The 23,523-nt window shown below is 73.3% G+C and carries 20 protein-coding genes; 10 read left to right on the top strand and 10 right to left on the bottom strand.

Features of this window, described 5'->3' with window-relative positions; translation table 11 throughout:
• Positions 1-20: 20 nt before the first annotated feature.
• Genes IE225_RS10735 through IE225_RS10725 form a run of 3 tightly spaced genes read right to left on the bottom strand, consistent with a single transcriptional unit; the run spans position 21 to position 3,418 of the window.
• Complete coding sequence (locus IE225_RS10735) at positions 21-770, bottom strand: succinate dehydrogenase/fumarate reductase iron-sulfur subunit (RefSeq protein ID WP_190057188.1); 750 nt, start codon at positions 768-770, stop codon at positions 21-23.
• Entirely contained in the window at positions 767-2,743 is a 1,977-nt protein-coding gene (locus IE225_RS10730) for a fumarate reductase/succinate dehydrogenase flavoprotein subunit (RefSeq protein ID WP_190057187.1), read from the bottom strand. The genes IE225_RS10735 and IE225_RS10730 overlap by 4 nt, the downstream gene beginning before the upstream one ends.
• A gap of 3 nt (positions 2,744-2,746) precedes the next feature.
• Complete coding sequence (locus IE225_RS10725; RefSeq protein WP_190057186.1) at positions 2,747-3,418, bottom strand: succinate dehydrogenase; 672 nt, start codon at positions 3,416-3,418, stop codon at positions 2,747-2,749.
• Positions 3,419-3,549: 131 nt separating this feature from the next.
• On the opposite strand from IE225_RS10725, the gene IE225_RS10720 reads away from it, so the two are divergent.
• On the top strand, positions 3,550-4,434 hold the full coding sequence (locus tag IE225_RS10720; protein WP_190057185.1) for a LysR family transcriptional regulator: 885 nt from the start codon (positions 3,550-3,552) through the stop codon (positions 4,432-4,434).
• A gap of 138 nt (positions 4,435-4,572) precedes the next feature.
• On the opposite strand, the gene IE225_RS10715 is transcribed toward IE225_RS10720, so the two are convergent.
• The 3 genes from IE225_RS10715 to IE225_RS10705 all read right to left on the bottom strand — a co-directional run bounded on the left by IE225_RS10715 (position 4,573) and on the right by IE225_RS10705 (position 8,815).
• Positions 4,573-6,732 (bottom strand): putative bifunctional diguanylate cyclase/phosphodiesterase, encoded by a 2,160-nt coding sequence (locus IE225_RS10715; protein WP_190057184.1) that lies wholly within the window; start codon positions 6,730-6,732, stop codon positions 4,573-4,575.
• Positions 6,729-7,541 (bottom strand): SAM-dependent methyltransferase, encoded by an 813-nt coding sequence (locus tag IE225_RS10710; RefSeq protein ID WP_190057183.1) that lies wholly within the window; start codon positions 7,539-7,541, stop codon positions 6,729-6,731. Before IE225_RS10710 ends, IE225_RS10715 begins: the two co-directional genes overlap by 4 nt.
• 326 nt (positions 7,542-7,867) lie before the next feature.
• A complete protein-coding gene (locus tag IE225_RS10705) occupies positions 7,868-8,815 on the bottom strand; it encodes an SCO0930 family lipoprotein (RefSeq protein WP_190057357.1) in 948 nt (315 codons plus the stop codon).
• A 799-nt stretch (positions 8,816-9,614) separates the two neighbouring features.
• Here IE225_RS10705 and IE225_RS33735 point away from each other — a divergent pair.
• The gene (locus tag IE225_RS33735) at positions 9,615-9,743 is read left to right on the top strand and encodes a hypothetical protein (protein ID WP_268249996.1); all 129 of its coding nucleotides are present in this window, start codon (positions 9,615-9,617) and stop codon (positions 9,741-9,743) included.
• 16 nt (positions 9,744-9,759) lie between these two features.
• On the top strand, positions 9,760-10,524 hold the full coding sequence (locus IE225_RS10695; protein ID WP_190057181.1) for a bestrophin-like domain: 765 nt from the start codon (positions 9,760-9,762) through the stop codon (positions 10,522-10,524).
• A gap of 132 nt (positions 10,525-10,656) precedes the next feature.
• Here the strand turns inward: IE225_RS10695 and IE225_RS10690 are convergent, their stop codons facing one another.
• The gene (locus IE225_RS10690; protein ID WP_190057180.1) at positions 10,657-11,583 is read right to left on the bottom strand and encodes a hypothetical protein; all 927 of its coding nucleotides are present in this window, start codon (positions 11,581-11,583) and stop codon (positions 10,657-10,659) included.
• A gap of 335 nt (positions 11,584-11,918) precedes the next feature.
• On the opposite strand from IE225_RS10690, the gene IE225_RS10685 reads away from it, so the two are divergent.
• Positions 11,919-12,590 carry a class F sortase gene (locus IE225_RS10685; protein WP_190057179.1) on the top strand — a complete coding sequence of 224 codons (672 nt, stop codon included), beginning with the start codon at positions 11,919-11,921 and terminating at the stop codon, positions 12,588-12,590.
• Positions 12,591-12,619: 29 nt separating this feature from the next.
• On the opposite strand, the gene IE225_RS10680 is transcribed toward IE225_RS10685, so the two are convergent.
• Complete coding sequence (locus tag IE225_RS10680) at positions 12,620-13,465, bottom strand: polysaccharide deacetylase family protein (protein WP_190057178.1); 846 nt, start codon at positions 13,463-13,465, stop codon at positions 12,620-12,622.
• A gap of 226 nt (positions 13,466-13,691) precedes the next feature.
• Here IE225_RS10680 and IE225_RS10675 point away from each other — a divergent pair, with 226 nt between their 5' ends.
• The gene (locus IE225_RS10675; RefSeq protein WP_190057177.1) at positions 13,692-14,153 is read left to right on the top strand and encodes a universal stress protein; all 462 of its coding nucleotides are present in this window, start codon (positions 13,692-13,694) and stop codon (positions 14,151-14,153) included.
• A gap of 244 nt (positions 14,154-14,397) precedes the next feature.
• Entirely contained in the window at positions 14,398-15,810 is a 1,413-nt protein-coding gene (locus IE225_RS10670; RefSeq protein ID WP_190057176.1) for an amino acid permease, read from the top strand.
• 139 nt (positions 15,811-15,949) lie between these two features.
• On the opposite strand, the gene IE225_RS10665 is transcribed toward IE225_RS10670, so the two are convergent.
• On the bottom strand, positions 15,950-17,140 hold the full coding sequence (locus tag IE225_RS10665; RefSeq protein WP_373303160.1) for a CapA family protein: 1,191 nt from the start codon (positions 17,138-17,140) through the stop codon (positions 15,950-15,952).
• 251 nt (positions 17,141-17,391) lie between these two features.
• On the opposite strand from IE225_RS10665, the gene IE225_RS10660 reads away from it, so the two are divergent.
• From IE225_RS10660 to IE225_RS10650, 3 genes are all read left to right on the top strand, one after another.
• A complete protein-coding gene (locus tag IE225_RS10660; protein ID WP_190057175.1) occupies positions 17,392-17,940 on the top strand; it encodes a sigma-70 family RNA polymerase sigma factor in 549 nt (182 codons plus the stop codon).
• A gap of 133 nt (positions 17,941-18,073) precedes the next feature.
• Positions 18,074-18,604: a hypothetical protein gene (locus IE225_RS10655; protein ID WP_190057174.1), complete on the top strand. Its 531-nt coding sequence runs from the start codon at positions 18,074-18,076 to the stop codon at positions 18,602-18,604.
• Between the two features lie 308 nt (positions 18,605-18,912).
• Positions 18,913-19,581 (top strand): zf-HC2 domain-containing protein, encoded by a 669-nt coding sequence (locus tag IE225_RS10650; RefSeq protein WP_190057173.1) that lies wholly within the window; start codon positions 18,913-18,915, stop codon positions 19,579-19,581.
• 111 nt (positions 19,582-19,692) lie between these two features.
• Here IE225_RS10650 and IE225_RS10645 read toward each other — a convergent pair whose 3' ends face one another.
• Positions 19,693-21,777 carry a SpoIIE family protein phosphatase gene (locus IE225_RS10645; RefSeq protein ID WP_190057172.1) on the bottom strand — a complete coding sequence of 695 codons (2,085 nt, stop codon included), beginning with the start codon at positions 21,775-21,777 and terminating at the stop codon, positions 19,693-19,695.
• Positions 21,778-22,036: 259 nt separating this feature from the next.
• Here IE225_RS10645 and IE225_RS10640 point away from each other — a divergent pair, with 259 nt between their 5' ends.
• Positions 22,037-23,458, top strand: coding sequence for a lipase maturation factor family protein (locus IE225_RS10640; protein ID WP_190057171.1), 1,422 nt, complete (start codon positions 22,037-22,039; stop codon positions 23,456-23,458).
• The last annotated feature ends 65 nt before the right edge of the window (positions 23,459-23,523 follow it).

Below are 23,523 nucleotides of genomic sequence, written 5' to 3'. Positions count from 1 at the left end.
CGTCTCCTGCCCGGGCGGCGCTACCGGCGGGCCGCCTTGCGGGTGGCGCGCAGCCACTCCTTGTTCATGTGCGTGATGGAGGTGAGCGGGATGCCCTTCGGGCAGGCGGTGGCGCACTCGCCGGTGAGGGTGCAGCCGCCGAAGCCCTCGGCGTCCATCTGCGCCACCATGTCCAGCACCCGGGTCTCCCGCTCGGGCGCGCCCTGCGGCAGCACGTTGAGGTGGTTGACCTTGGCGGAGGTGAACAGCATCGCCGCGCCGTTGGGGCAGGCGGCCACACAGGCGCCGCAGCCGATGCACTCGGCGTGCTCGAAGGCGTAGTCGGCGTCGGCCTTGGGCACCGGGGTGGCGTGCGCCTCGGGTGCGGAGCCGGTGGGGGCGGTGATGTAGCCGCCGGCCTGGATGATCCGGTCGAACGCGGAGCGGTCCACCACCAGGTCCTTGATCACCGGGAAGGCGGCGGCCCGCCACGGCTCGACGTCGATCACGTCGCCGTCCTCGAAGGACCGCATGTGCAGTTGGCAGGTGGTGGTGCGCTCGGGGCCGTGCGCCTCGCCGTTGATGACGAGGGAGCAGGCGCCGCAGATGCCCTCGCGGCAGTCGTGGTCGAAGGCGACCGGCTCCTCGCCCTGGAGGATGAGCCGCTCGTTGAGGGTGTCGAGCATCTCCAGGAACGACATGTCGGGCGAGATGCCGTCCACCTCGTAGGTGGACATGTGGCCTTCGGCGCCGGCGTTCTTCTGCCGCCAGACGCGCAGGGTGAGCTTCATGCGTAGCTCCGCTGGGTGGGGTGGACGTACTCGAAGACCAGGTCTTCCTTGTGCAGCACGGGCGCGCTGCCGGTGCCGGTGAACTCCCAGGCGGCGACGTAGGAGAACGCGTCGTCCTTGCGCGCGGCCTCGCCGTCGGGGGTCTGGGACTCCTCGCGGAAGTGGCCGCCGCAGGACTCGGTGCGGTGCAGCGCGTCCAGGCACATCAGCTCGGCGAGTTCGAGGTAGTCGACGATCCGGTTGGCCTTCTCCAGGGACTGGTTGAGCTCCTCGCCGGTGCCGGGCACCTTCACGCGCCGCCAGAACTCCTCGCGGATCTGCGGGATGCGCTCCAGGGCCTTGCGCAGCCCGGCCTCGTTGCGGGCCATGCCGCAGTACTCCCACATCAGTTCGCCGATCTCACGGTGGAAGGAGTCGGGGGTGCGGTCGCCGTCCACGGCCAGCAGCAGGTTGAGCCGGTCCTCGGTCTCGGCGACGACCTCCTGCACGACGGGGTGGTCGGGGCCGATCGCGTCGCTGTGCGGGTGGCGGGCGAGGTAGTCGTTGAGGGTGGCGGGCAGCACGAAGTAGCCGTCGGCCAGGCCCTGCATGAGGGCGGAGGCGCCGAGCCGGTTGGCACCGTGGTCGGAGAAGTTGGCCTCGCCGATCGCGAACAGGCCCGGGACGGTGGTCTGCAGGTCGTAGTCGACCCACAGGCCGCCCATCGTGTAGTGCACGGCCGGATAGATCCGCATCGGCACCTCGTAGGGGTTCTCCGCGGTGATCCGCTCGTACATCTCGAAGAGGTTGCCGTACTTCTCCTCGACCTTCTTCCGGCCCAGGCGCCGGATGGCGTCGGCGAAGTCGAGGTAGACGCCCTGCCCGCCGGGGCCGACGCCGCGGCCCTCGTCGCAGACGTTCTTGGCGGCGCGGGAGGCGATGTCGCGCGGGACGAGGTTGCCGAAGGAGGGGTAGAGGCGCTCCAGGTAGTAGTCGCGCTCCTGCTCGGGGATCTCGTTCGGCGGCCGGTGGTCGCCCTTGGCCTTCGGCACCCAGATGCGGCCGTCGTTGCGCAGCGACTCGCTCATCAGCGTCAGCTTGGACTGGTGGTCGCCGGTGCGCGGGATGCAGGTCGGGTGGATCTGGGTGAAGCAGGGGTTGCCGAAGTAGGCGCCGCGCCGGTGGGCCCGCCAGATGGCGGTGGCGTTGGAGTTCATGGCGTTCGTCGACAGGTAGAAGACGTTGCCGTAGCCGCCGGTGGCGAGGACGACGGCGTCCGCGACGTAGGTGTCGATCCGGCCGGTGACCAGGTCGCGGGCGACGATGCCGCGGGCGCGGCCGTCGACGACGATCAGGTCGAGCATCTCGGTGCGGGCGTGCATCTCGACGTTGCCCGCGGCGATCTGCCGGGACAGCGCCTGGTAGGCGCCGAGGAGGAGTTGCTGGCCGGTCTGCCCGCGGGCGTAGAACGTGCGGGAGACCTGCACGCCGCCGAAGGAGCGGGTGTCGAGCAGGCCGCCGTACTCGCGGGCGAAGGGCACGCCCTGCGCCACGCATTGGTCGATGATCTCGACGGAGATCTGGGCGAGGCGGTGGACGTTGGACTCGCGGGCGCGGAAGTCGCCGCCCTTGACGGTGTCGTAGAAGAGGCGCTGGATCGAGTCGCCGTCGTTGCGGTAGTTCTTCGCCGCGTTGATGCCGCCCTGCGCGGCGATGGAGTGGGCGCGGCGCGGGGAGTCCTGGTAGCAGAACTGGATGACCTTGTAGCCCTGTTCGGCGAGGGTGGCGCCGGCGGAGCCGCCGGCCAGGCCGGTGCCGACGACGATGACCGTGTGCCTGCGCCGGTTGGCGGGGTTGACCAGCTTCGCCTCGAAGCGGCGCCGGTCCCAGCGCTCGTGGACGGGGCCGGACGGGGCCTTGGTGTCGGCGATCGGCTCGCCGGTGGTGTAGGCGGCGTACCGTGAGGAATCCGAGAAGTTCGGGTGCACGGTCATGGATCAGCTCACCACTCCGGTCATGACGCCCACGGGGACGGCGACGAAGCCGGCCGTGAGCAGCAGCGCGAGGACGTTGGCGACGGTCTTCAGGGCGCGGTCGCGGGTGCGGCTGCCGGCGCCGAGGGTCTGGGCCGCGCTCCAGAAGCCGTGCCGGATGTGCAGGCCGAGCGCGAGCATCGCGGCGATGTAGACGACGTTGCTGTACCAGTGGGAGAAGTCGGAGACGACGTTCCGGTACGGGTGCCCGGGCCGGAAGGTGCCGGGATGCACGGTGCCGGCGGTCAGATCCAGCAGGTGCCAGACGAGGAACAGGCCGAGGATGACGCCGCCCCAGCGCATGGTGCGGGTGGCGTAACCGGCCCGCGGCCTTTTGTGCACGTACGTGCGCGGCCGGGCCCTGAGGTCGAGGCGGCTGAGCTGGTAGGCGGAGACGGCGTGCGCGACGACGGCCGCCGCGAGCACCACGCGGATGAGCCACAGCGTCCACTCGTAGTGCATGAACGGTTCGCCGACGGTGCGCAGCCAGTGGGCGTAGTGGTCGAACTCCCCGGCCCCGAAGAAGATCTTCAGGTTTCCGATCATGTGGGCGATCAGGTACAGCAGCATGATCAGGCCGCTGACCGCCATCACGGCCTTCTTGCCGACGGTCGAGTCCCACACGGTGCGTGCCATGGACGGCCGTCGGTCCGTCCGCGTTGCCAGAGCCATGGAACAGCACGCTAGGGCCGAAGGATCCCATCGGTCCAAGACATGGTGCGGCTCGTTTCGATAGCCACCGCCTATGGTGGGCGTATGCTGCGGGCGTGCAGTTCCAGCAGCTCCAGTACTTCGTCGCCGTCGCCGAGACGCGGCACTTCACGCGCGCCGCGGAGCGGGTGCACGTGGCCCAGCCGTCGCTGTCCCAGCAGATCCGGGCGCTGGAGCGGGAGCTGGGCGCCGACCTGTTCCTGCGGGCGCGGGGCAACATCACGCTGACCGACGCCGGCCAGGCGCTGCTGCCGCTGGCCCGCCGTATCCTCGCCGACGCGGACACCGCCCGCCAGGAGGTGCAGGAGCTGGTGCAGCTCCGCCGCGGCCGGGTGCGCCTGGGCGCCACCCCGAGCCTGTGCACCGGCCTGCTGCCGGACGTGCTGCGCGCCTTCCACGACCGCTACCCCGGCATCCGCCTGCTGATCGAGGAGGGCGGCTCCCACGACCTGGTGCGCGAGCTCGCCCGCGGCGCCCTGGACCTCGCCCTGGTCGTCCTGCCGCTGCCGACCCCGTCGCCCGCGCTGACCACGGTGGAGCTGCTGCGCGAAGACCTGGTCGTCGTGTCCTCCCCGGAGGCGCCGGCACCCGGCCGGGGCGCGCGCACGGTACGCGTCGCCGATCTGGCGAACGAGCGCCTGGTGATGTTCCGGCACGGCTACGACCTGCGCGAACTCACCGTCTCCGCATGCCGCGCCGAGGGCTTCGAACCCGACTTCGCCGTCGAGGGCGGCGAGATGGACGCGGTACTCGGCTTCGTCCGCGCGGGGCTGGGCGTGGCCGTCGTCCCCCGCATGGTCGCGGCCCGCTCCGGCCGCGGCCTGCGCGTCACCCCCCTGACCCGCCCCGCCCTGCACCGCACCATCGCCCTGGCCCACCGCAGCGACGTGGCCCCGCCCCGCGCGGCCCGGGAACTGCAGCGGATGCTGCTGGAGCGCTGATGCGGTGACCGGGCTCCGGCGAGTGGGCGCGGGGGTGCCCCGACGGCGACCGGTCGTGCCCGGACGGCGGCCGATCGTGCCGCGGCTGATCGTGCCGCGGCCGCCGGTGCCCGAGGGCCGCGGCGGCCCGGGGCGATGTCACCCCGTGGCGTCCACCAGCGTCAGTTCGTGCAGGCGCTCGGGCGGGCCCGGGCGGGCGTAGTACCAGCCCTGGGCCGTGTCGCAGCCCAGCAGGCGGAGCTGCTCGGCCTGGGCGCCGGTCTCGACGCCCTCCACGGTCACCGTCAGCTTCAGGCTGTGCGCGAGAGAAACGATCCCTTCGACGATCTTCAGGTCGACGGGGTCGGCCGGGAACTGCTGCATGCCCTGGGTGAAGGAGCGGTCCAGCTTCAGCACGCTCACCGGCAGGCGCCGCAGGTTGGCCAGGTTGGAGTAGCCGGTGCCGAAGTCGTCGAGGGCGATGTCGACGCCCATCTCCGCCAGCCGCCGCAGCGGTTTCAGCAGGTCGTCGTCGGCGCCGATGAGCGCCGACTCGGTGACCTCCAGGCACAGCGCGTCCGGCGCGACACCGGCGCGCTCCAGGATCTCGACGGTGTCCTGCACCAGCCCGGGGTGGGTGAGCTGGCACGGCGAGAGGTTGACGTTGATCCGCAGCGGATCCGCCGCCCGGCCGGCGCCGTTGCCGCCGTTCCGTTCCCGCCACTCCTTGGCCTGCCGCACGGACTGCTCCAGCACCCACCGCCCGAGCGGCACGATCAGCCCGGTGTGCTCGGCGAGCGGGATGAACCGGTCGGGTCCCAGCACCCCGTGCTGCGGGTGCAGCCAGCGCACCAGCGCCTCGGCGCCGCGCACGCTGCCGTCGCCGAGGTGCACCAGCGGCTGGTACTCGATGAAGAACTCGCCGTTCTCCAGCGCCGTCGGCAGCGCCGTGGTCAGCCCGTGCCGGGTGATGGCGCGGGCGTCGGCCTCCGGGTCGGCCACCTCGAACCGGTTGCCGCCCGCCGACTTGGCCCGGTACATGGTGATGTCGGCGCTGCGCAGCACCTCCGCCGCGCTGCGCTCGCCGCTCGCCGGGCCCTCGACAATGCCGATGCTGCCGCGCACGGTCAGCTCCCGGCCGTCGATGCGCACCGGGGTGCCGAGCGCGTTCATGATGCGCGCGGCGAGCTCGTCGACCTCGCTGCGCGCCCGGGGCCCGGTGGTCAGCGCCACGAACTCGTCGCCGCCGAGCCGGGCGACCATCTCACCGGGCGCGGTCGCGCACGCCTGCAGCCGGTCGGCGACCTCCACCAGCAGCCGGTCGCCGGCCGCGTGGCCGAGGCTGTCGTTGATGGTCTTGAAGCCGTCCAGGTCCAGGTAGCACAGCCCGAACGCCTGCCCCTCCCCGGCGTTGAGCGCCTTCTCCAGCCGCTCGAAGAACAGGGTGCGGTTGGGCAGCCCGGTCAGCGCGTCGTGCGTGGCCTCGTAGCGCAGCCGCAGGTTGAGCAGCCGCCGCTCGGTGGTGTCCTCCATGAGGGCGAGCTGGTACTGCGGGTTGCCGTCGGCGTCCCGCAGCAGGGACACCGTCAGGTTGGTCCACAGCACCGTCCCGTCGGGCCGGTAGAACGGCTTCTCCACGTGGTAGTGGTCGCGTTCGCCGCGCACCAGCTCCTCGTAGAGCCGCCACACCTGCGGCGCGTCCTCGGGGTGCGCCCAGTCCATGACCCGGCGGCCGCGCACGCCCTGCTCCGAGCCGCCGAACATGCGCACCAGCGCCCCGTTGACCTGCAGTATGTTGCCCTCCAGGTCGGCGATGCCGATCCCTATGGCGGCGCCCTCGAACACCGCGCGGAAGCGGGCCTCGCTGGCGTGCAGGGCCTGCGCCACCACGCCCTGCGCCTGCAGCGCGGCCTGCGCGATCGCCTCCTGCTCGCTCAGCGTCCGCTCGCGCAGCGCCCGCGCGTACCCGGCGGCCATGGCGTGCTGCAGCCGTGCCGAACGCGCCCGCAGGTCCTCCTGGGGCGCCACGTCACCGCCGCAGTACAGCACCAGGTAGGCGTCGACGCAGTCGAGGGTGCGGCTGAGCGCCTCGGGGTCGGTGCAGTGCGCGTCGACCAGCGCGGCGCCCACGGCCCGGCCCTCCTCGGCGTCGAAGACCCGCGCCCGCAGCGCCTCGCTCAGCCGCCGGGCGAGCGGCAGCAGCCGTTCCTCGAACTCGGGGCGGGTCAGCGGCGTGGAGGTGACCGGGAACACCGCCCGGCTCCAGATCGTCGCGAACCGGCGCAGTCTGTCCCGGTACCCGTCCTCTTCCGCCATCACGCCGTACGCCCCACGCCGGCGTAACCGGAGAAGGCATACGGATCCTCGCCCTCCGGCGCCGTCTCCGGGCGCCAGTACGGCATCGGCACCAGTCCGGGCTCCACCATCTCGTACCCCTCGAAGAACCGCGCGATCTGCTCGCGCGAGCGCATGATCAGCGGGTTGCGAATGTCCTTGTACACGTCGACCGCGCCCTCGGCCCGCTCCGGCGGCAGCGGGATCCCCTCGTACGAGGCGTGCGTGAGGATCAGCAGGCTGCCGGGGGCCAGCGCGTCGCGCAACTGCGCCACCGCGTCGTACGGTTCGTCGTCGTCCTCCACGAAATGCAGTATGGCAACGAGAAGGAGGGCAACCGGCCGGTTCAGGTCGAGCAGTCGCTCCACCGGCTCGGCGGCGAGGATCTCCTGCGGCTTGCGCAGGTCCGCGGCGACGACGTCGGCCCGGTCGTTTCCCTCCAGCACCGCCTGGCTGTGCGCGACGGCCACCGGGTCGTGGTCGACGTACACCACGCGGGCCTCGGGGCATGCCGCCTGGGCGACTTCGTGGACGTTGCCGAAGGTGGGGATGCCGGAGCCGATGTCCAGGAACTGGGTGACGCCCTCGCCGACCGCCCAGCGCACGGCGCGCCGCATGAAGGCACGGTTCGCCTGCATGATCTTCGGCAGGCCCGGCAGGTGCTCCAGTGCCCGGCGCGCGGCCTGCCGGTCGACCTCGAAGTTGTGCGAACCGCCCAGGTAGTAGTCGTAGATGCGCGCGACGCTCGGCACCGAGATGTCGATGCTCCGGGGTGCCCAGGCGGGACGCTCCATCTGTCTCTCCACGGCGGTAGGCGATCCGGTGTTCGAGCTGAGGCTACTGATCGCCCGCCAATGGGGCGAGCAGAAACGGAAATTGACCATCCGTTCCCGGTCACTACCTGCAGCTCGGTGCGCATGTGACGGCTGCGCCCGCTCTGCGGCGACTGTCCGGGAACTCCGGAGTGCGCCGGCGTGGTTCCGCCGCGCACGACGAAACCGCCGCGCACGACGAAACCGCCCCCGCACCACGAAACCGCCCCCGCACGACGGAGCCGCCCCCTCCGTGCGGCGCGGAGGGGGCGGCGGTCGAGGGCGGTGTCACGCCCGCCGTGCGGACCTCACTCGGCGGGGGCGCCGACCGGCTTGCCGTCGGGCGAGACCGCGTACCAGGTGCCGCCCACGCCCTGCCCGTTGAGGTCACCGGGCTGCTTGTCGCCGGAGAAGGTGTAGATCGGCCAGCAGTTGACCGTCATCTGCTTGACGCCGTCCGGCCGGGTGAAGCTCATCAGGCCCTTCTTCTTGACGCCCTTGGTCCCGGCGGGATCGACGGGCGCGACGGCCGGCCACTTCTCCAGGCAGGCGCCGGTGCAGGCGGACTTGGGGGTGGGCCAGGCCCGGTCCTTCATGAACCGGTAGACCGTCATGCCGTTCCTGTCGACGACGATGTCGCCGAGATCGGTCTTCTTCACGGAGAGACCCGGCAGGTCGGCCAGCGAGGCCTTCTTGCCGTCGGGAGCGAGGGCGAACCACTTGCCGCCCACGCCCTGCCCCTCCGTCTGGCCGGCCTCGGTGTCCTTGACGTAGCGGTAGACCGGCCAGCCGGCGACGGTGAGCTGCTTGGTGCCGTCGGAGCGGGTCACCTCGCCCAGCAGGGCCTTGGAGACGCCGGTGCCGGCCGTGGCGCCGTCGGCGGGGACGGGGGTCCAGGTCTTGGCGCAGGCGTCGTCGCAGGTGGACTTGGGCGGGTTCGCCGTGTCCTCGTCGAAGCGGTAGAGGGTGTGACCGGCGCTGTCCGTCAGCACCTTGCCGAGCTTCGCGTCGGCGGCGACGGCCAGCTCGCCCGCCTTCTGGGAGGCGGCGGCGGACGCGCCCGGGGTGCCGTTGGAGTCGGCGCCGTAGCCGTTGGAGCCGGAGCCGTCGCTGCCGTAGTCCCCGGCGGCGGCCGTGGCGCCCACGTTCTGGCTGCCCGCCGCCGGGGAGCCGCTTTCCTGACCGCACGCCGTCGTCAGCGCCAGCACGGCAGCGGCCGCTGCCGCGAGTGAGGCGCTCCGCCAGGAGGTCTTCATCGTCAACACTCCATCATCGCAAGGGTTTTGCAGCGCCCTGCCGCGCCGCCGCTCGGCCATGGGTACGCACGGGGGCGGCGGTTGCGTTCAACGGGGGCGGGTTTTTCTTTCCGCCGGCTGTGCGGCGGGAGCGGCCCGCGCCCTTCCGCCGGCTGTGCGGGGGGCGGCCCGCGCACCTGCGGGCCGCCCGGCCAAACCCCTTGCACCGCGCATCACTTCTTCGGGGCATCCCTGGCCGTGCCGGGTGTATCGGGCCCCGCGGAACCTCATGATCTCGGTCGTGGACGGACTTCGAGTGAACCGATCGGCCCTGGCCGCGAGGGCGTTGGCCGTGGCGGCACTGGCGTGGGCGGGAGCGGGCGGGGCGGTCGGCCCGGCCGCGGCCGACGCCTGCGCGTACGCCTCGACGGGCGACGGCACGGCACTGGTGGCGGTGGCGGGCGCCGGTTTCCAGCCCGCCCCCGGGCCCGTCGGGCAGGAGGTGCCCCTTCCCCCGCCGTGCCCGCCGCCCGAGCCGCCGCCCCCGCCCCCGCCCGGCCCGACGCGCACACCCGCTCCGGACCCGACCCCGGCGCCGCAGCCTCCCTCGCCGTCGAAAAAGCCGCGCCCTACCCCGCCGCCGGTGAAGCCGCGGCCCGCGCCCCGGCCGGAACCGCCGTCCGCGCCGCCCCGGCGGCCCGCGCCCGCGGCCCCGCCGCCCCGGCCGGCCCCGCGCACCCCCGAGCCGCCCGAACCGGCGCCGTCCAAACCGGCGCCGCCGCGGACGCCCGTCCCCGGGCCCCGCCCGTCGGTGACCCCGGTGACCTACCCGCGCCACCACCCCCGGCCGCACACCGGACCGCCGCACCACGGCCCGTCGCCGGTCACCTACGTCCTGCTGATCACGGCGCCCGCCGTGGTCGCCGTCGCCGCGCTCCGCCCGCGTTGATCCCTGGAGGCATCCGTTGCCGGAATGGCTTGTTCTCACCCTCGCGATGGCGGCGGCCTGTGCCGTGGTGGTCGCCATCACCTTCGTACGGCACCGCACGGCCGCCGAGGACGAGGATCCCGGCGACACCCCGGACGTCATCGAGTACATGACCATGTGGATCGGCGTGGTGTACGCCATCGTCCTGGGCCTGGCCATCGCCGGGGTCTGGGAGGGCCGTGTGGCCGCGCAGGACCACGTCCGGGCGGAGGCCCAGGCGCTGCACGAGATCTCGGAACGGGTCCGGGTGTACCCGGCCGAGGTGCGGGACCGCATCCGGGACGATGTCAACGCCTATGTCGGACACGTCGTGACCACCGAGTGGCGGGCGATGGCCGACCACGGCCGGGTGACCCGACGCGGCGACCGGCTGCTCGACCAGGTCCGCGCGGACGTCACCGACCACCGGCCGGCGTCGGACTTCGAGGCCCAGGCCTACCAGCCGCTGGTGGACCAGATCACCGCCGCCGACCAGGCCCGCTCCGCGCGCGCCGACTCCACCGGGGCGACCATGCCCGGCGTGGTGTGGTTCGGGCTGATCGCCGGGGCCGTGGTGACCGTCGGCATGGTCTTCGCGCTGCAGATCCGTCGCACGCCGAGGGAGTTGGTGCTCGCCGGGCTGTTCTCGGCGCTGATCGCGTTCCTGCTGTTCCTCATCTGGGACTTCGACGCGCCCTACAGCCGCGGCCTGTCCGCCTCGGCCGAACCGTTCCTGACACTGTTCCCGCACGTCAAGGGCTGAGCGCGGGCCTGTCGCACAGAGCTGCGCGAGCCCGTCGTACAGGGTTGCGTCCCGGATCCGCGGCGGATCCGGGACGCAGCCCTGCCGGCGTGCGGCGCCGAGGCGTTTCGCGGCTCGGGACCACGGCCCGGCTCAGATCCGCTTCTCGGCGCGGCGGCGCACCCAGAACACACCGCCGCCGACGACGGCCGCCGCCACCAGCCCGCCGCCGATGGCCACGTCGGTCGACGTGGCACCGGTGGAGCTGCCGCCCCCGAGACCGCCCTGGACCCCGCCGATGACGGTGAAGGCGGCCGGCCGGGTCAGGCTCCGGTCGTTGCACCGGACGGTGATGTCGTACGAGCCGGGGCGGGCGTTCTCGCGGATCGTCGCGATACCCCGCGCCGTCTGGCGCGCGCCGCCGATCGGGGTGAGCGGCGTGGTCGGGAACGCGCCGGAGGTCATGGTGCCGCCGCCCGGGCAGCCGTCGACCGTGACGGTGAGCTGGCCGCCGCGGGCGATGACGCTGGGCGTGACGACGATGTTCCTGAGGCCGGTGTTACGGTCCCTGCCGCCATCGCCGCCTCGGCCTCCGCCGCCGTTGCCCCCGCCATCGCCGCCCCGGCCTCCGCCACCGCCCCCGTTACCGTTGCCACCGCCCCCACCCCCGTTACCGCCGTCCCCGCCCCTGTTACCACCGCCGTTGCCGCCGTCCCCGCCCCCGCCGTTGCCGCCGCCTCTGCCGTTGCCGCCATTGCCGTTGTTGCCGTTGCCGTTTCCGTTGCTGCCGTTGTTCCAGGCACTGCTGCCGTTGCTGCCGTTGCTGCCGTTGTTCCAGGCACCGTTGCCACCGTTGCCGCCACCGCCGCCGTTGCCACCGCCGTTGCCGTTGCCGTTGTTCCAGCCGCCGTTGGCGCCGCCACCGTTGTTGCCGCCGTCGCCGCCGTTCCCGCCGTTGTCGTCGTCCCGGGCGGCGACGCTGCCGGTGCTGTCGTTGTCCCAGGCGGTGGCCGCGGGGGCGGCGAGCGCGAGGGCGGCGAGCGCGGCGGCCGAGACCGCCAGGGCACGTGTTGTACGCATGTGCTCCTCCGCGGAAGGCGCCCCGGGACCCGTCCCCGGTCGATCGGCGAGAAAGCGCCTCCCGTTGAACGACCCTCAGATGTGCCGCCGCACCCCGCATGTCGACGCTGGTCCGTACCGGTGAGGCAACACGCCGGAGGAATTCCGTGGAGTGGATATCCCCGCAGGTCACACCGCGTGGGAAATTTTGCGCGCACGGCAACTCGGATGGCTCACCGCGGCTTTCGAAGGCCACCCGTTCGCCTCGGCCCCGTCGCCGGTTTCCGGACCGGGATTTAGCTTGGGGCGTACGCGCGAAGCGACGCGGCGACGGCCGGGTCGAGAGGGGATGGCGAATGTCTGCGTCCGAGGCGGCGGAAATCGCCGAAGAGGAGGAGCGGCGGCAAAGGCGCGCCCCTTGGGGAGTGATAGCGCTGGTGCTGCTCACCGGGCTCGCACTCATCCGGAACGGCTCGGGGGAATTCGACGTGGGCCCCCCGCAGCCGGCCCGGGCGGCGGCCGCCGACAGCCGCAGCCCGGCCCCCGCGGTCCCGGCCGACGTCCGGCCGCTGCCGTTCTCCGTCCCCGGCCGGGTCCGGATCCCCGCGATCCGGGTCGACGCGCCGATGACGCCGGTGGGCCTGGACTCCGACGGGTGGGTCGCCGCGCCGCCGCCGGAGAACCCCAACCTGGCGGGCTGGTTCACCGGGGCCGTCTCACCCGGCGAAAAGGGCACCGCGGTCGTCGTGGGGCACGTCGACAACAAGCAGGGGCCGGCCGTCTTCTACGGTCTGGGGGCGCTGAAGAAGGGGAACCGCGTCGAAGTCCTGCGGGGGGACGGAAAGACGGCGGTGTTCGAGATCTACGGCATCGAGGTGTTCGCGAAGAACGACTTTCCCGGTGACCGGGTCTACCGCTCCAAGGGGGTCCCGGAATTGCGGGTCATCACCTGCGGGGGCGGGTTTTCCCAACAGCACGGATACGACGGCAACGTCGTCGTCTTCGCCCGCTTGACCGAAATCCGCTGACCACGCCTCCCGGTCGTCGGGCGGGCCGGTCAGGCCGGGGGCCGGCGCGGCACGGTGAGGTGGTAGCCGGAGTCCAGCAGCCACGGCAGGTAGCTGCGCAGCGCGCGTACGCTCTGCGAGCGGTCGCCCCCGGCGTCGTGGGAGAGCACCACGACGCCGGGGGCGGCGCCGTTCTCGACGCGGTCGACGATGGCCCGGGTGCCGGGGGCGGCCCAGTCCCCGGTGTCGACGGTCCAGGCGAGCGGTTCCATGCCCAGTTCGGCGCCGAGTTGGAAGACGGTGCGGTTCCAGGCGCCGTAGGGCGCGCGGAACCACTGCGGGCGCTCGCCGCAGGCCTCCTCGACGACGTCGCTGGTGCGTTCCATCTCGCTGCGGACGCCGGACCGGCTGAGGCCGGTCAGCAGCGGGTGGGACCAGGTGTGGTTGCCGACGACGTGTCCCTCGTCGGCCATCCGGGCCAGCAGGTCCCGGTTCCAGTCGGCCATCTCCCCGCAGACGAAGAACGTCGCCCGCACGTCGTAGCGGGCCAGGGTGTCCAGGATGTGCGGGGTGCAGCGGGGGTCGGGGCCGTCGTCGAAGGTCAGCAGCATGGTGCGGCCGCGGCCGGCCATCCGCAGCAGCGGGGCGCGCCGGACCGGGACCGGGGGCGGCACGGCGCGCGGCGGGACGTCTCCGGTGAGGGGCCGGAGGCGGTAGGCGGAGGGCTTGAGGGCCCGGCGCGCCGCCGCGCCGGCGGCCGGGCCGGTGGACCGGGCCGGCGGATCGGGCGATCCGGTGGAGGCGAGCAGCCCGGCGGTGCCGGCCGCTCCCGCCGCGAGCGCGGCGGCGCCCGCGAGCAACGCCCGGCGCCGGGTGAGCAACTGATCCTTCTGCATGACTCATCACTCGCCCGGTGACGGACCGGCGCACCACCGGGACACCGGTGCGGCGGCAGGATTCCACCCGCCCGGACCAGCACCGGGCCGACGACGCGCCCTCCACCGGGTGATGACGGCGCGTCGGACGGCCAGGCCGGGCGCGACCGGGCGCGACCGAGTGCGGCCGAGTGCGACCGGGTGCCCGCCCGGTGGTCCCGCGCGCGGTCTCCGTTAGCCTCACCGCGTGACGGAACAGCACTCGCACCAGTTCGAACTGGGTACCGACGGGCCGAAGGTGATCGTGGTCGGGGTGGACGGCTCCGAGTCCTCGATGCGCGCGGCGGCCTACGCGGCCGGCCTGGCGCGCCGGCAGAACGCGTTGCTGGCCGTCGTCTACGTGCAGCCGGTGATGGCGGCGGGGGCGGCCCTGGGGGTGCCGGTGGACGACACCACCGAGCAGATCGCCGAGAACATCGTCGCGCAGATCCGGGAGGCGGCCGAGCGGGTCAAGGGCGTCTTCGAGGTCCGCTGGGAGTTCCACACCCTCCGCGGCGACCCCTACGCCGGACTGGTGCGGGCCGCCAAGGACCTCAGGGCGGACGCGGTCGTCGTCGGCGCCTCCGAACAGGCCGGCCACCGCATCGTCGGCTCCGTCGCCGTCCGCCTGGTCAAGGCGGGCCACTGGCCGGTGACCGTGGTGCCGTAGCGGGCGCGCCTTCCGGGTCCCGGCCGGTGGACGGCGGCAGCGGGGGCGGTCACCATGGGCGTGTGACGGATGATCCGTTCGACGTGGGCTCCTTCCCGCGCCTTCCCGCGCCTTCCGCGCCTTCCCGCGGCGCCCGCCGACCGCGCGGCCGGGCCGGGCGCGGTGTCTTCCGCGGCGGCGCCGGAGGTGCTGTCATGATCTGCCGTCACCGTCAGCCGTTTCCGTCGGCGAGGAGGTGGGGCGCATGGCCGGGCTCCGGATGGGCGAGGGTGTCCTGCGCCGCAAACCCATCGAGCGCATCGAGGAGACGGAGGTCGGCGTGGGCACCCGGCTGGAGCGGTCGCTCGGCCTGTGGCAGCTCACCGCGATCGGGGTCGGCGGCATCATCGGCGCGGGCATCTTCACGCTGGCCGGGACGGTGGCCAACGGCACCGCGGGCCCGGCGGTGCTGGTGTCGTTCCTCGTGGCGGGTGTCGCGAGCGCGGCGGCGGCGCTGTCGTACGCCGAGTTCGCCGGGCTGATCCCGAAGGCCGGCTCCGCCTACACCTACGGCTACGCGGTACTCGGCGAGATCGCGGGCTGGTTCATCGGCTGGGACCTGCTGCTGGAGTACACGGCGATCGTCGCGGTGGTCGCCATCGGCATCTCCGGCTACTTCGGCTTCCTGGTCGGCGAGATGGGCGCGGACCTGCCGGCCTGGATGCTGGGCGCGCCGGGCACCGGGCACGGGCACCGGGTGGACCTGTTCGCGGTACTGCTGTGCCTGTTCGTCGCATACCTGCTGAACCTGGGCATCCGCAACGCGGCCCGCGTCGAGACCTCCGTGGTGGTCCTGAAGGTGCTGGTGGTGCTGCTGGTGATCGGGGTGGGGGTGTTCCACATCGACTCCGGCAACTACCAACCGTTCTTCCCCTACGGGCTGGGCGGCGCGTTCACGGGCGCGGCGACGGTGTTCTTCGCGGTGTTCGGCTACGACGCGATGTCCACGGCGGCGGAGGAGTCCCGGGACGCGCAGCGGCACATGCCGAGGGCGATCATCTACTCGCTGGTGATCTCGATGGTGCTGTACGCGGCGGCCTGTCTGGTGCTGACCGGCATGCAGGACTACCGGCACATCGACAAGGAGAGCGGCTTCTCCTCGGCGTTCAAGTCGGTGGGGCTGAGCGGGCTGGCGGACGTGATCGCGGTGGGGGCGATCATCGGCATCATCACGGTCATGTTCACGTTCATGCTCGGCGTGACCCGGGTGTGGTTCGCGATGTCCCGGGACGGGCTGCTGCCGCCCTGGTTCGCCAGGACCCACCCGACGCGGCACGTGCCGACGCGGGTGACGTGGATCGTCGGGGCGGCGTCGGCCGCCATCGCCGGGTTCGTCCCGATCGGCGAGGCGGCCGAGCTGACCAACATCGGCATCCTGCTGGCGTTCGTGGTGGTGTGCACGGCGGTGATCGTGCTGCGCTACCGGCAGCCGGAGCTGCCGCGCTCCTTCCGCACGCCATGGATGCCGTTCGTACCGGCGCTGGGCGTGGTCTTCTCCCTCTGGCTGATCACGTTCCTGCACTGGCAGACCTGGGTGCGGTTCGCCGTGTGGTTCGTCCTGGGCCTGGTGGTCTACTTCGGCTACTCCTACCGGCGCTCGGCGCTGGCGGGCCGTTAGGGCCCACCGTCCGGACCGCGTGCGGGGACCGCGCCGCGGACACGGGAGCGGGCCCGGCGGGCGTCACGGGGGGCGTGGGGACGCCGGCGCCCGCGGCCGACGTCCACCGGCGCCGGCCCCTCCCCTGCCGGCGTCTCCTCTACCGGCCCATCACCAGCCCGTCCCCGCCCGCTCCCCGGCTGAGCACCACGTCGCGGATGCGGTCGCGGACGCCGCGCACGTCGGCGCCGTGGGCGAGGGCCGCGTCGAGGTCGACCACGCGGCCGGCGTCGACGTCGAAGAGCTGCGGGACGAACTCGGCCCGGGTGACCTCCCAGCGTCCGCCGGGCCGGGCGGGCGGGGCGAAGGTGAAGCGGGCGAGGGTGCTCTGGTTGCCGCGCGGGTCCGGCACGCCCCGGTCGCCGGTCATCTCGCCGGCCACCTGGTCGCCCAGGCCGTAGACCACCCAGGTGCCGTTGACCTTCTCGTACGCCTGCGGGACGTGGGTGTGGGTGCCGAGGATCAGGTCGATGTCGGGGCGGCCGCCGGTGCGGGCGGCGGTCAGGCGGCGGGCGAGGGAGAGCTGCCAGGCGTCGGGGGCGTCCTGCCACTCGGTGCCCCAGTGCAGCGAGACCACGACCACGTCGGCGCCGGCCTGCCGGGCGGCGCGGGCGTCGGCCAGGATCCGGTCCTCGTCGATGAGGTTGACGGCCCAGGGCTGCCCCGGCGGAAGGGTGCCGTCGGTGCCGTAGGTGTAGGCGAGGTGGGCGACCCGGGCCGGGCCGGCCTGCAGCAGGTCGACGGCGCGGGCCTCCTGCTCGGTGCGGGCCGATCCGGCGTGCCGTACGCCGGCGCGGTCGAGGGCGTCCAGGGTGCGGTGGATGCCGTCGGCGCCGTCGTCCAGGGAGTGGCTGGAGGCGGTGGAGCAGCCGTCGTAGCCGGTGGCGGCGAGCGCCTGGGCGATCTGCGGCGGCGACCTGAAGAGCGGCGGGCCGCTGTAGGCACCGTCCGCGCCGTAGACGGTCTCCAGGTGGCACAGGGCGAGGTCGGCGCCGGCGACCGCGGGGGCGTCGTCGGCGAGCATCGGGCGGAAGTCGTAGCCCGTGCCCCTGGCGTCGAACTGGGCCCGCTCGATGATCGAGGCGTGCGGCAGGACGCCGCCGGTGGCGACGAGGGTGAAGCCGCGGGGGCCGGCGGCGGCGGGCGCGGGCGCCGGATGGCCCGGATGCGCCGCGGACGGCTGCCGGTACTGCGCCTGGCAGGCCGCCGCCGCGGTGAGCAGGCCGGCCAGCACCACCGCCAGCCGGCGCCGGTGCGCCACCAACGCGCCACCCCACTGCGGCCGGTGCATCGCCTCACCCCACTGCGGTCGTACGGACGGACAAACGGGCTACCGGACAAAACGGCAATACGCACAGATAGGTATGAATCCCCTCGGAGTGCAACCAGCCCGGCGCCGCCCCGCCGCGGGTTCACCCGTCCGGGGTGCCCGGGGCGGCGCCGGAACCGTTCGTCGCACCGTTCACCGACGCGATCGACCGTCCGTCGCAGACCCGCGCGCGCCCCCTGGCCCGGCGCGGCGCCCTGCGCTGCGATACGGCCATGACCGCCGCAACCACCCTGACCCGCACCACGACCTGCGCCGAGGACGAGCTCGCCGCGCTCCAACGCGAGCACGGGCGGTGGCTGTTCGCGCTGCTGCTCCGGCTCTGCGACGGCGACCGGCAGCGCGCCGAGGACCTCGTGCAGGAGACCCTGGTCCGCGCCTGGCAGCACCCCGAGGCACTGCGCGCCGACGACTTCGACTCCGTACGGCCCTGGCTGCTGACGGTCGGTCGGCGGCTGGCGATCGACGCCCGCCGCGCCCGGCAGGCACGGCCCGCCGAGGTCGGGGACGCGATCCTGGAGAACCTGCGGGTGAGCGCGGACCACGCCGAACGGGCGGCCGCGGCGCTCGACGTGCGGGAGGCTGTGAAGACCCTCACGCCGGAACACCGTGAAGTCCTGGTGCTGGTGTATTTCGAGGGGGCCAGTGTGGCGGAGGCCGCGCACACCCTCGGCATCCCGCCCGGTACCGTGAAGTCCCGCGCGTATTACGCGCTGCGCGCCCTGCGCCGGATGCTTCCGGGATACGCCGCCGACCTGCGGTGAAACCACCGCCGAAGTAAAGCCTTCGCAAAGCGCCTTGCTGAGGACCGCGGTGGGGAGTCGGCTGTCCTCATCCGTGTTCCGGACTCGGACCCGGGGTCGGGCGACGCGCACCACCGGAGGAAGGCAGGAAGGGATGCTGCACAGAGGTCATGAGGGCACGGACGGCACGGGCGGCGGAGAACTGACCGTCCCCATGGCGTGGTTGTACGCCGAGTACATCGCCGACGAGCTGCTGCGCACCGGCGACCTGATGCCGCCGACGTCCTTCGAGTTCCGCGCCGGGCGGGACGCGCTGGCGCTCACCGTCTTCCTGTCCGGCTCCACGGACGGCGACGCGCCCTGCGTGCACTCCCCCCTGAAGGACGTCTCCCGGCTGGAGACCTGGCTGTCGCTCACGGCGTACGACCAGCCGTGGCAGGACTGGGTGCGCGAGCGTCTCGCCGAACGCGCGGCCGACGCGGCGGCCTCCGGTGTCCCGGCGCCCGACCTGGTGCTCGCCGAGGCCGCCTGGCGCTGGCTGGAGGAGACCGAGCTGCTCGCCCCGGACCTGGACGCGGTGCCGGGCAAGGGAGCGCTGGTCGGCGAGGACGAGGGGCCGAAGGTGTGGACGCCGGCGTGGCAACTGGGACTGCCGCTGGGGCACCTCGCCATCCACCTCTTCTAGCTCTGCGGGCCCTTACGGACCTTCCGGCCCTTTCGGCGCTTCCGGACTTTCCAGCGCTTTCGGACCTTCCGGAGCTCGCGGCTCTTCCGGAGCTTGTGGCCCTTGCGGCGCTGTCGGCTCCTCGGGCCTCGGGGGCCTTCTCGAGGGTCTTTTTTCCGCCTCTTCGGGGACGGGACCAATCCGCGCGGCGGACCGCTCCGAATCCTTCGGTTGCGATTCCGCCGTGGCTTGAGTGATTCGGCTGCCTGGTACGTACCGGTGGGAGCAAGGAGTCACCCCACCCGTACTCACCGGCACGAGGATTCGGCATGAGGTCCCTGGAAAGGCATCGCGACGTCGGCGCCTACGCGCTCGGCGTGCTGGACGATGCGGACGCGTTCCGCTTCGAGGACCACCTCATGGAGTGCCCTCGCTGCGCGGCACACGTCACCGAATTCGGGCCGACGACACGGCAGTTGATGCTGTACCGGCGGGCGACGCCGCGCTCCGTGCACCCCGTGGCCCAGCCCGGTCCCCGACTGTTGGACCGGCTGCTGGGCGAGGTGGCCGTCAGGCGGCGCGCCGGCCGGCGCCGCCTGCTGTTCGCCCTGGCCGCCTCGGTGGTGCTCGCCGTGGCCGGTCCCGGCGTCGCCTTCACGGCCGCCCACCGGGACGCCTCCGCCTCCGAGGCCGGCGTCCGGGTCACCGCGACCGACCGGGCGACCGGCGTATGGGCGGCCGTGAAGGCGGAGGACTACCCCTACGGCAGCGAGGTGGAGCTGCGGGTGAAGGACGGCTCGGGCGCCCACACCTGCCGCCTGGTCGCCGTCGGCCGCGACGGCTCGCAGGAGACGGTCACCACCTGGGCCGTCCCCGGCGGCGGCACCGCCCGCCCCACCACCACCCACGGCGGCACCGCCCTCCATCCCGACGAGATCGCCCGCTTCGAGGTCCGCACGGCCGACGGCCGCCTCCTGGTCGCCCTGGCCCCGCGCTGACCGGGGCGGCGGGCACGGCCGCGGGCACGGCCGCGGGCACGGCGGCGCGCCGCCGGAAGGCCGGCGCCGGCCGCGGTGCCCGTCCGCCGCCCATGGGTCCGGGCCGCCGGCTCAGGCCGGCCTCGCCACCACGAAGTCGCACCACACGACCTTGCCGCCGCCCCGCGCCTCCACGCCCCACCGGTCCGCGAGCAGGTCGACCAGGAGCAGCCCGCGCCCGGAGACGCCGGACTCGCCCGCGTCCCGGGGGCGCGGCAGGGCGCTGGAGGTGTCCTCGACCTCCACCCGCAGCCGCCGGCCGCCGCCGGTGAGGGCGCGCAGGGTGACGACGGCGGCGCCCTCGGTGTGCATCAGGGCGTTGGTGATGAGCTCGTCGGCGACGAGCTCCACCTCGTCGGCGAGCTCGGCGGCGTCCCAGGCGTGCACCGCGGCGCGGATCATCCGCCGGGCCTGGCTGAGCGCTTCGGGGTCGCCGGGCGCCACGTGCTGCTGCAGGCGGCCGCCGGCCTCCTGGACGGCCGGGTCGCTGCGGCGCAGGAGCAGCAGCGCCACGTCGTCGCCCCCGAAGCCGGTGTCGGCCTCGTCGATGAGCCGGTCGGCGAGGACGTGCACGTCCTCGGGGCCGGCGTCGATCAGCGCGGTCAGCGCCCGCATGCCGTCGTCGAGGTCGGAGCCCGGCTTCTCGACCAGGCCGTCGGTGCACAGCAGCAGCGTCTCGCCCGGGTCGAGCTCCAGCGTCGCCACCGGGTAGGCGAGGCGCCCGAACTCGGCGGACAGGCCGAGCGGCAGCCCGCCCTCGACGCTCACGCGGCGGCAGCGGCCGTCGCTGCCGCGCACCAGTGGGTCGATGTGCCCGGCCCGCACCACCTGCACCACCCCGGTGGCGAGGTCGGTCTCGGCGTACAGGCAGGTGGCGAAGCGGTCGGTGTCAAGTTCGTGCAGGAACACGGAGGCGCGGGCCATGACGGTGGCCGGGGTGTGGCCCTCGGCGGCGTAGGCGCGCAGCACGATGCGCAGCTGGCCCATCACGGCGGCGGCGTGCGTGTCGTGGCCCTGCACGTCGCCGATGACGGCGCCGACCCGGCCGCCGGGCAGCGGGATGAGGTCGTACCAGTCGCCGCCGATGTCCCGGCCGAGCATGCCGCCGAGGGAGGCGGCGCGGTAGCGGACGGCGACGTCGGCGCCGGGGACGCTGGGGATGGTGCGCGGCAGCATGGCCTGCTGCAGGCTCTGGGCGAGGTCCATCTCCTGCTCGTAGAGCATGGCGCGCTGCAGGCTCTGCGCGATGCTGCTGCCGAGGGCGAGCAGGACGCTGCGTTCCTCGGGGGTGAAGCCGCGCCGGTCGCTGTAGAGCAGGCCGATGGCGCCGATGGGGCGGGCCTGGGCGATCAGCGGCAGATAGGCGGCGGAGGTGATGCGCAGGCCGGTGATGTGCGGCCACAGGACGGGGTAGCCCTCGGCGAACTCCTGCGGCGACTCGATGAAGCGGGGGCTGAGGGTGCGCACGACCTCGCTCATCGGGTAGGGGTCGTCGATGCCGGTGATGCGGGTGCCGGGCACGAAGCTGCCCGGGGGTCCCTCGGCGACCAGCCGGATGCGGCCGGCCTCGACCAGGCCCATGACCAGGCTGGCGGCGCCCAGGTTGGGCAGGCCCTCGGTGTCCTTCAGCACGTCGAGGACGTCCTCGACGGTGCGGGCGTGGGCGAGGGCGACCGTGGTCCGCTCCACCACGTCGGCCCGTTCGCGGCGGACCGCGTCCCGGACGGGCTCCTCGCGTACGGCGGGGTCGCTGAGCTCCTCGGTGGCGTCCCGGACGATGCCGATGATGCGGCGCGGGCGGCCCGTCTCGTCGCGCCGGATGTAGCCCTGGGTGTGGGCCCAGTGCAGGGTGCCGTCGCGGCGGCGGACGCGGAAGTAGGCGCCGTAGTTCTCGCTGCCGTCCTTGAGCGCCTGGGCGATCAGCGCGTCCAGGCGGTAGGCCTCGGTGGGCGGGACCCGGCGGGTGAGGTGCGCGGGGTGGCCGTCGTACTCGCCGGGACGCAGGTCGAAGATCTCGTGCGCCAGCGGGTCCATGTGGAACAGCCCGACGTCCAGGTCCCAGTCGAAGCTGCCCATGCGGTTGAGCGCCAGAATGGGGTCCGGGTGCGCGGGCCAGTCGTCCGGGAGTGACAGGGCGCTCGCTCCCCGATCAGCCATGCGCCCACCTTGCCAGGATTCACCCGGTTTTTCGACCGGGAAGAGCGGTCTCTTTTCCCCCCGGACACCGGTTTCTCTCTTCTTCACCGGAGTTTTCACCCCGGTCCTCGCCCGAACCACCACCCCCATCCCCACCCGAGCCGCCCCTTCGAGGCAGCCGGTTCCGCGGAAGTGGGTACCGGGCACTACGGCACGACCGGCACGACCGGCGCGGGCGGGCGCGCGGGCGGCGGAGAGATACGGAGAGGAGGACCCGGCCGTGGGATGGTTCACCGCTCCCGACTACTGGCTGAGCCGGCTGGTGTTCCAGCGGGCGCTGGCGGGGGTGTACCTGGTCGCGTTCCTGACGGCCGCGCTGCAGTTCCGGGCGCTGCTCGGCGAGCGCGGGCTGCTGCCCGCCGCGCGGTTCGTGGCGCGGGTGCCGTTCCGGCGGGCGCCGAGCCTGTTCCACCTGCACTGTTCGGACCGGTTCTGCGCGGCCTGCGCGTGGACGGGCTGCGCGGTGTCGGCGGCGCTGGCGGCGGGCGCGGACGGGCTGTTGCCGCTGTGGGGCGGCATGCTGCTGTGGCTGGTGCCGTGGGCGCTGTACCTGTCGATCGTCAACGTGGGCCAGACGTGGTACGCCTTCGGCTGGGAGTCGCTGCTGCTGGAGGTCGGCTTCCTGGCGGTCTTCCTCGGCAACGACGAGGTCGACCCGCCCGTCGTCGTGCTGTTCCTGCTGCGCTGGATCCTGTTCCGGCTGGAGTTCGGCGCCGGCCTGATCAAGATGCGCGGCGACGCCTGCTGGCGGAACCTGACCTGCCTGCACTACCACCACGAGACGCAGCCGATGCCGGGCCCGCTGAGCTGGTTCTTCCACCGCCTGCCGGCCCCCCTGCACAAGGTGGAGACGGCCGCGAACCACGTCACCCAACTGGTGGTGCCGTTCCTGCTGTTCGCCCCGCAGCCCATCGCCGCGGTCGCGGCGGCACTGATGATCGCCACCCAGCTGTGGCTGGTGCTGTCGGGCAACTTCTCCTGGCTGAACTGGCTCACGATCGTGCTGGCGCTGTCGGTGATCCCCTACCCGGTGCACGCCCCGCCGGTGCCCGGAGCACCGCTGTGGTACGGGGTGGTGGTGCTCGCCGTCTCGGCGTTCCTCGTGTTCCTCAGCCACCGCCCGGTGCTGAACATGCTCTCGCGGCGCCAGGTGATGAACCGCTCCTTCGACCCGCTGCACCTGGTCAACACCTACGGCGCCTTCGGCAGCGTCAGCCGGGTCCGGCACGAGGTGGTGCTGGAGGGCACCCTGGACGACACGCCGGCCGAGGACGGCGACTGGCGGGAGTACGAGTTCCGGGGCAAGCCGGGTGATCCGCGGCGCTGGCCGCGCCAGTTCGCGCCGTACCACCTGCGCCTGGACTGGCTGATGTGGTTCGCGGCGCTGTCCCCGGCGTACGCCGGGGAGTGGTTCGGCACGCTGGTGAAGCGGCTGCTGGAGAACGACCCCGGCACACTGAAGCTGCTGCGCCGCTCGCCCTTCCCGTCGGACACCCCGCCGCGCTACGTCCGCGCCCGCCTGTTCCGCTACCGCTTCACCACCTGGCGCGAGCTGCGCGAGACCGGCGCCTGCTGGGAGCGGACGTACGTGCGGGAGTACCTGCCGCCGACCCGGCTGGCCGGGACGGCGCACCGGTCGTAGCCGGTCCTCGGAGCGGAGGGCGGCGCGGAGTACGGCGCGGGGTGCGGCCCGGCGGAGTACGGCGC

The organism is Streptomyces echinoruber (genome assembly GCF_014651135.1).
Lineage (GTDB): Bacteria > Actinomycetota > Actinomycetes > Streptomycetales > Streptomycetaceae > Streptomyces > Streptomyces echinoruber.
The sequence above is the reverse complement of the archived record's forward strand: the minus strand, read 5'-3'. Positions and strand labels throughout refer to the sequence as shown.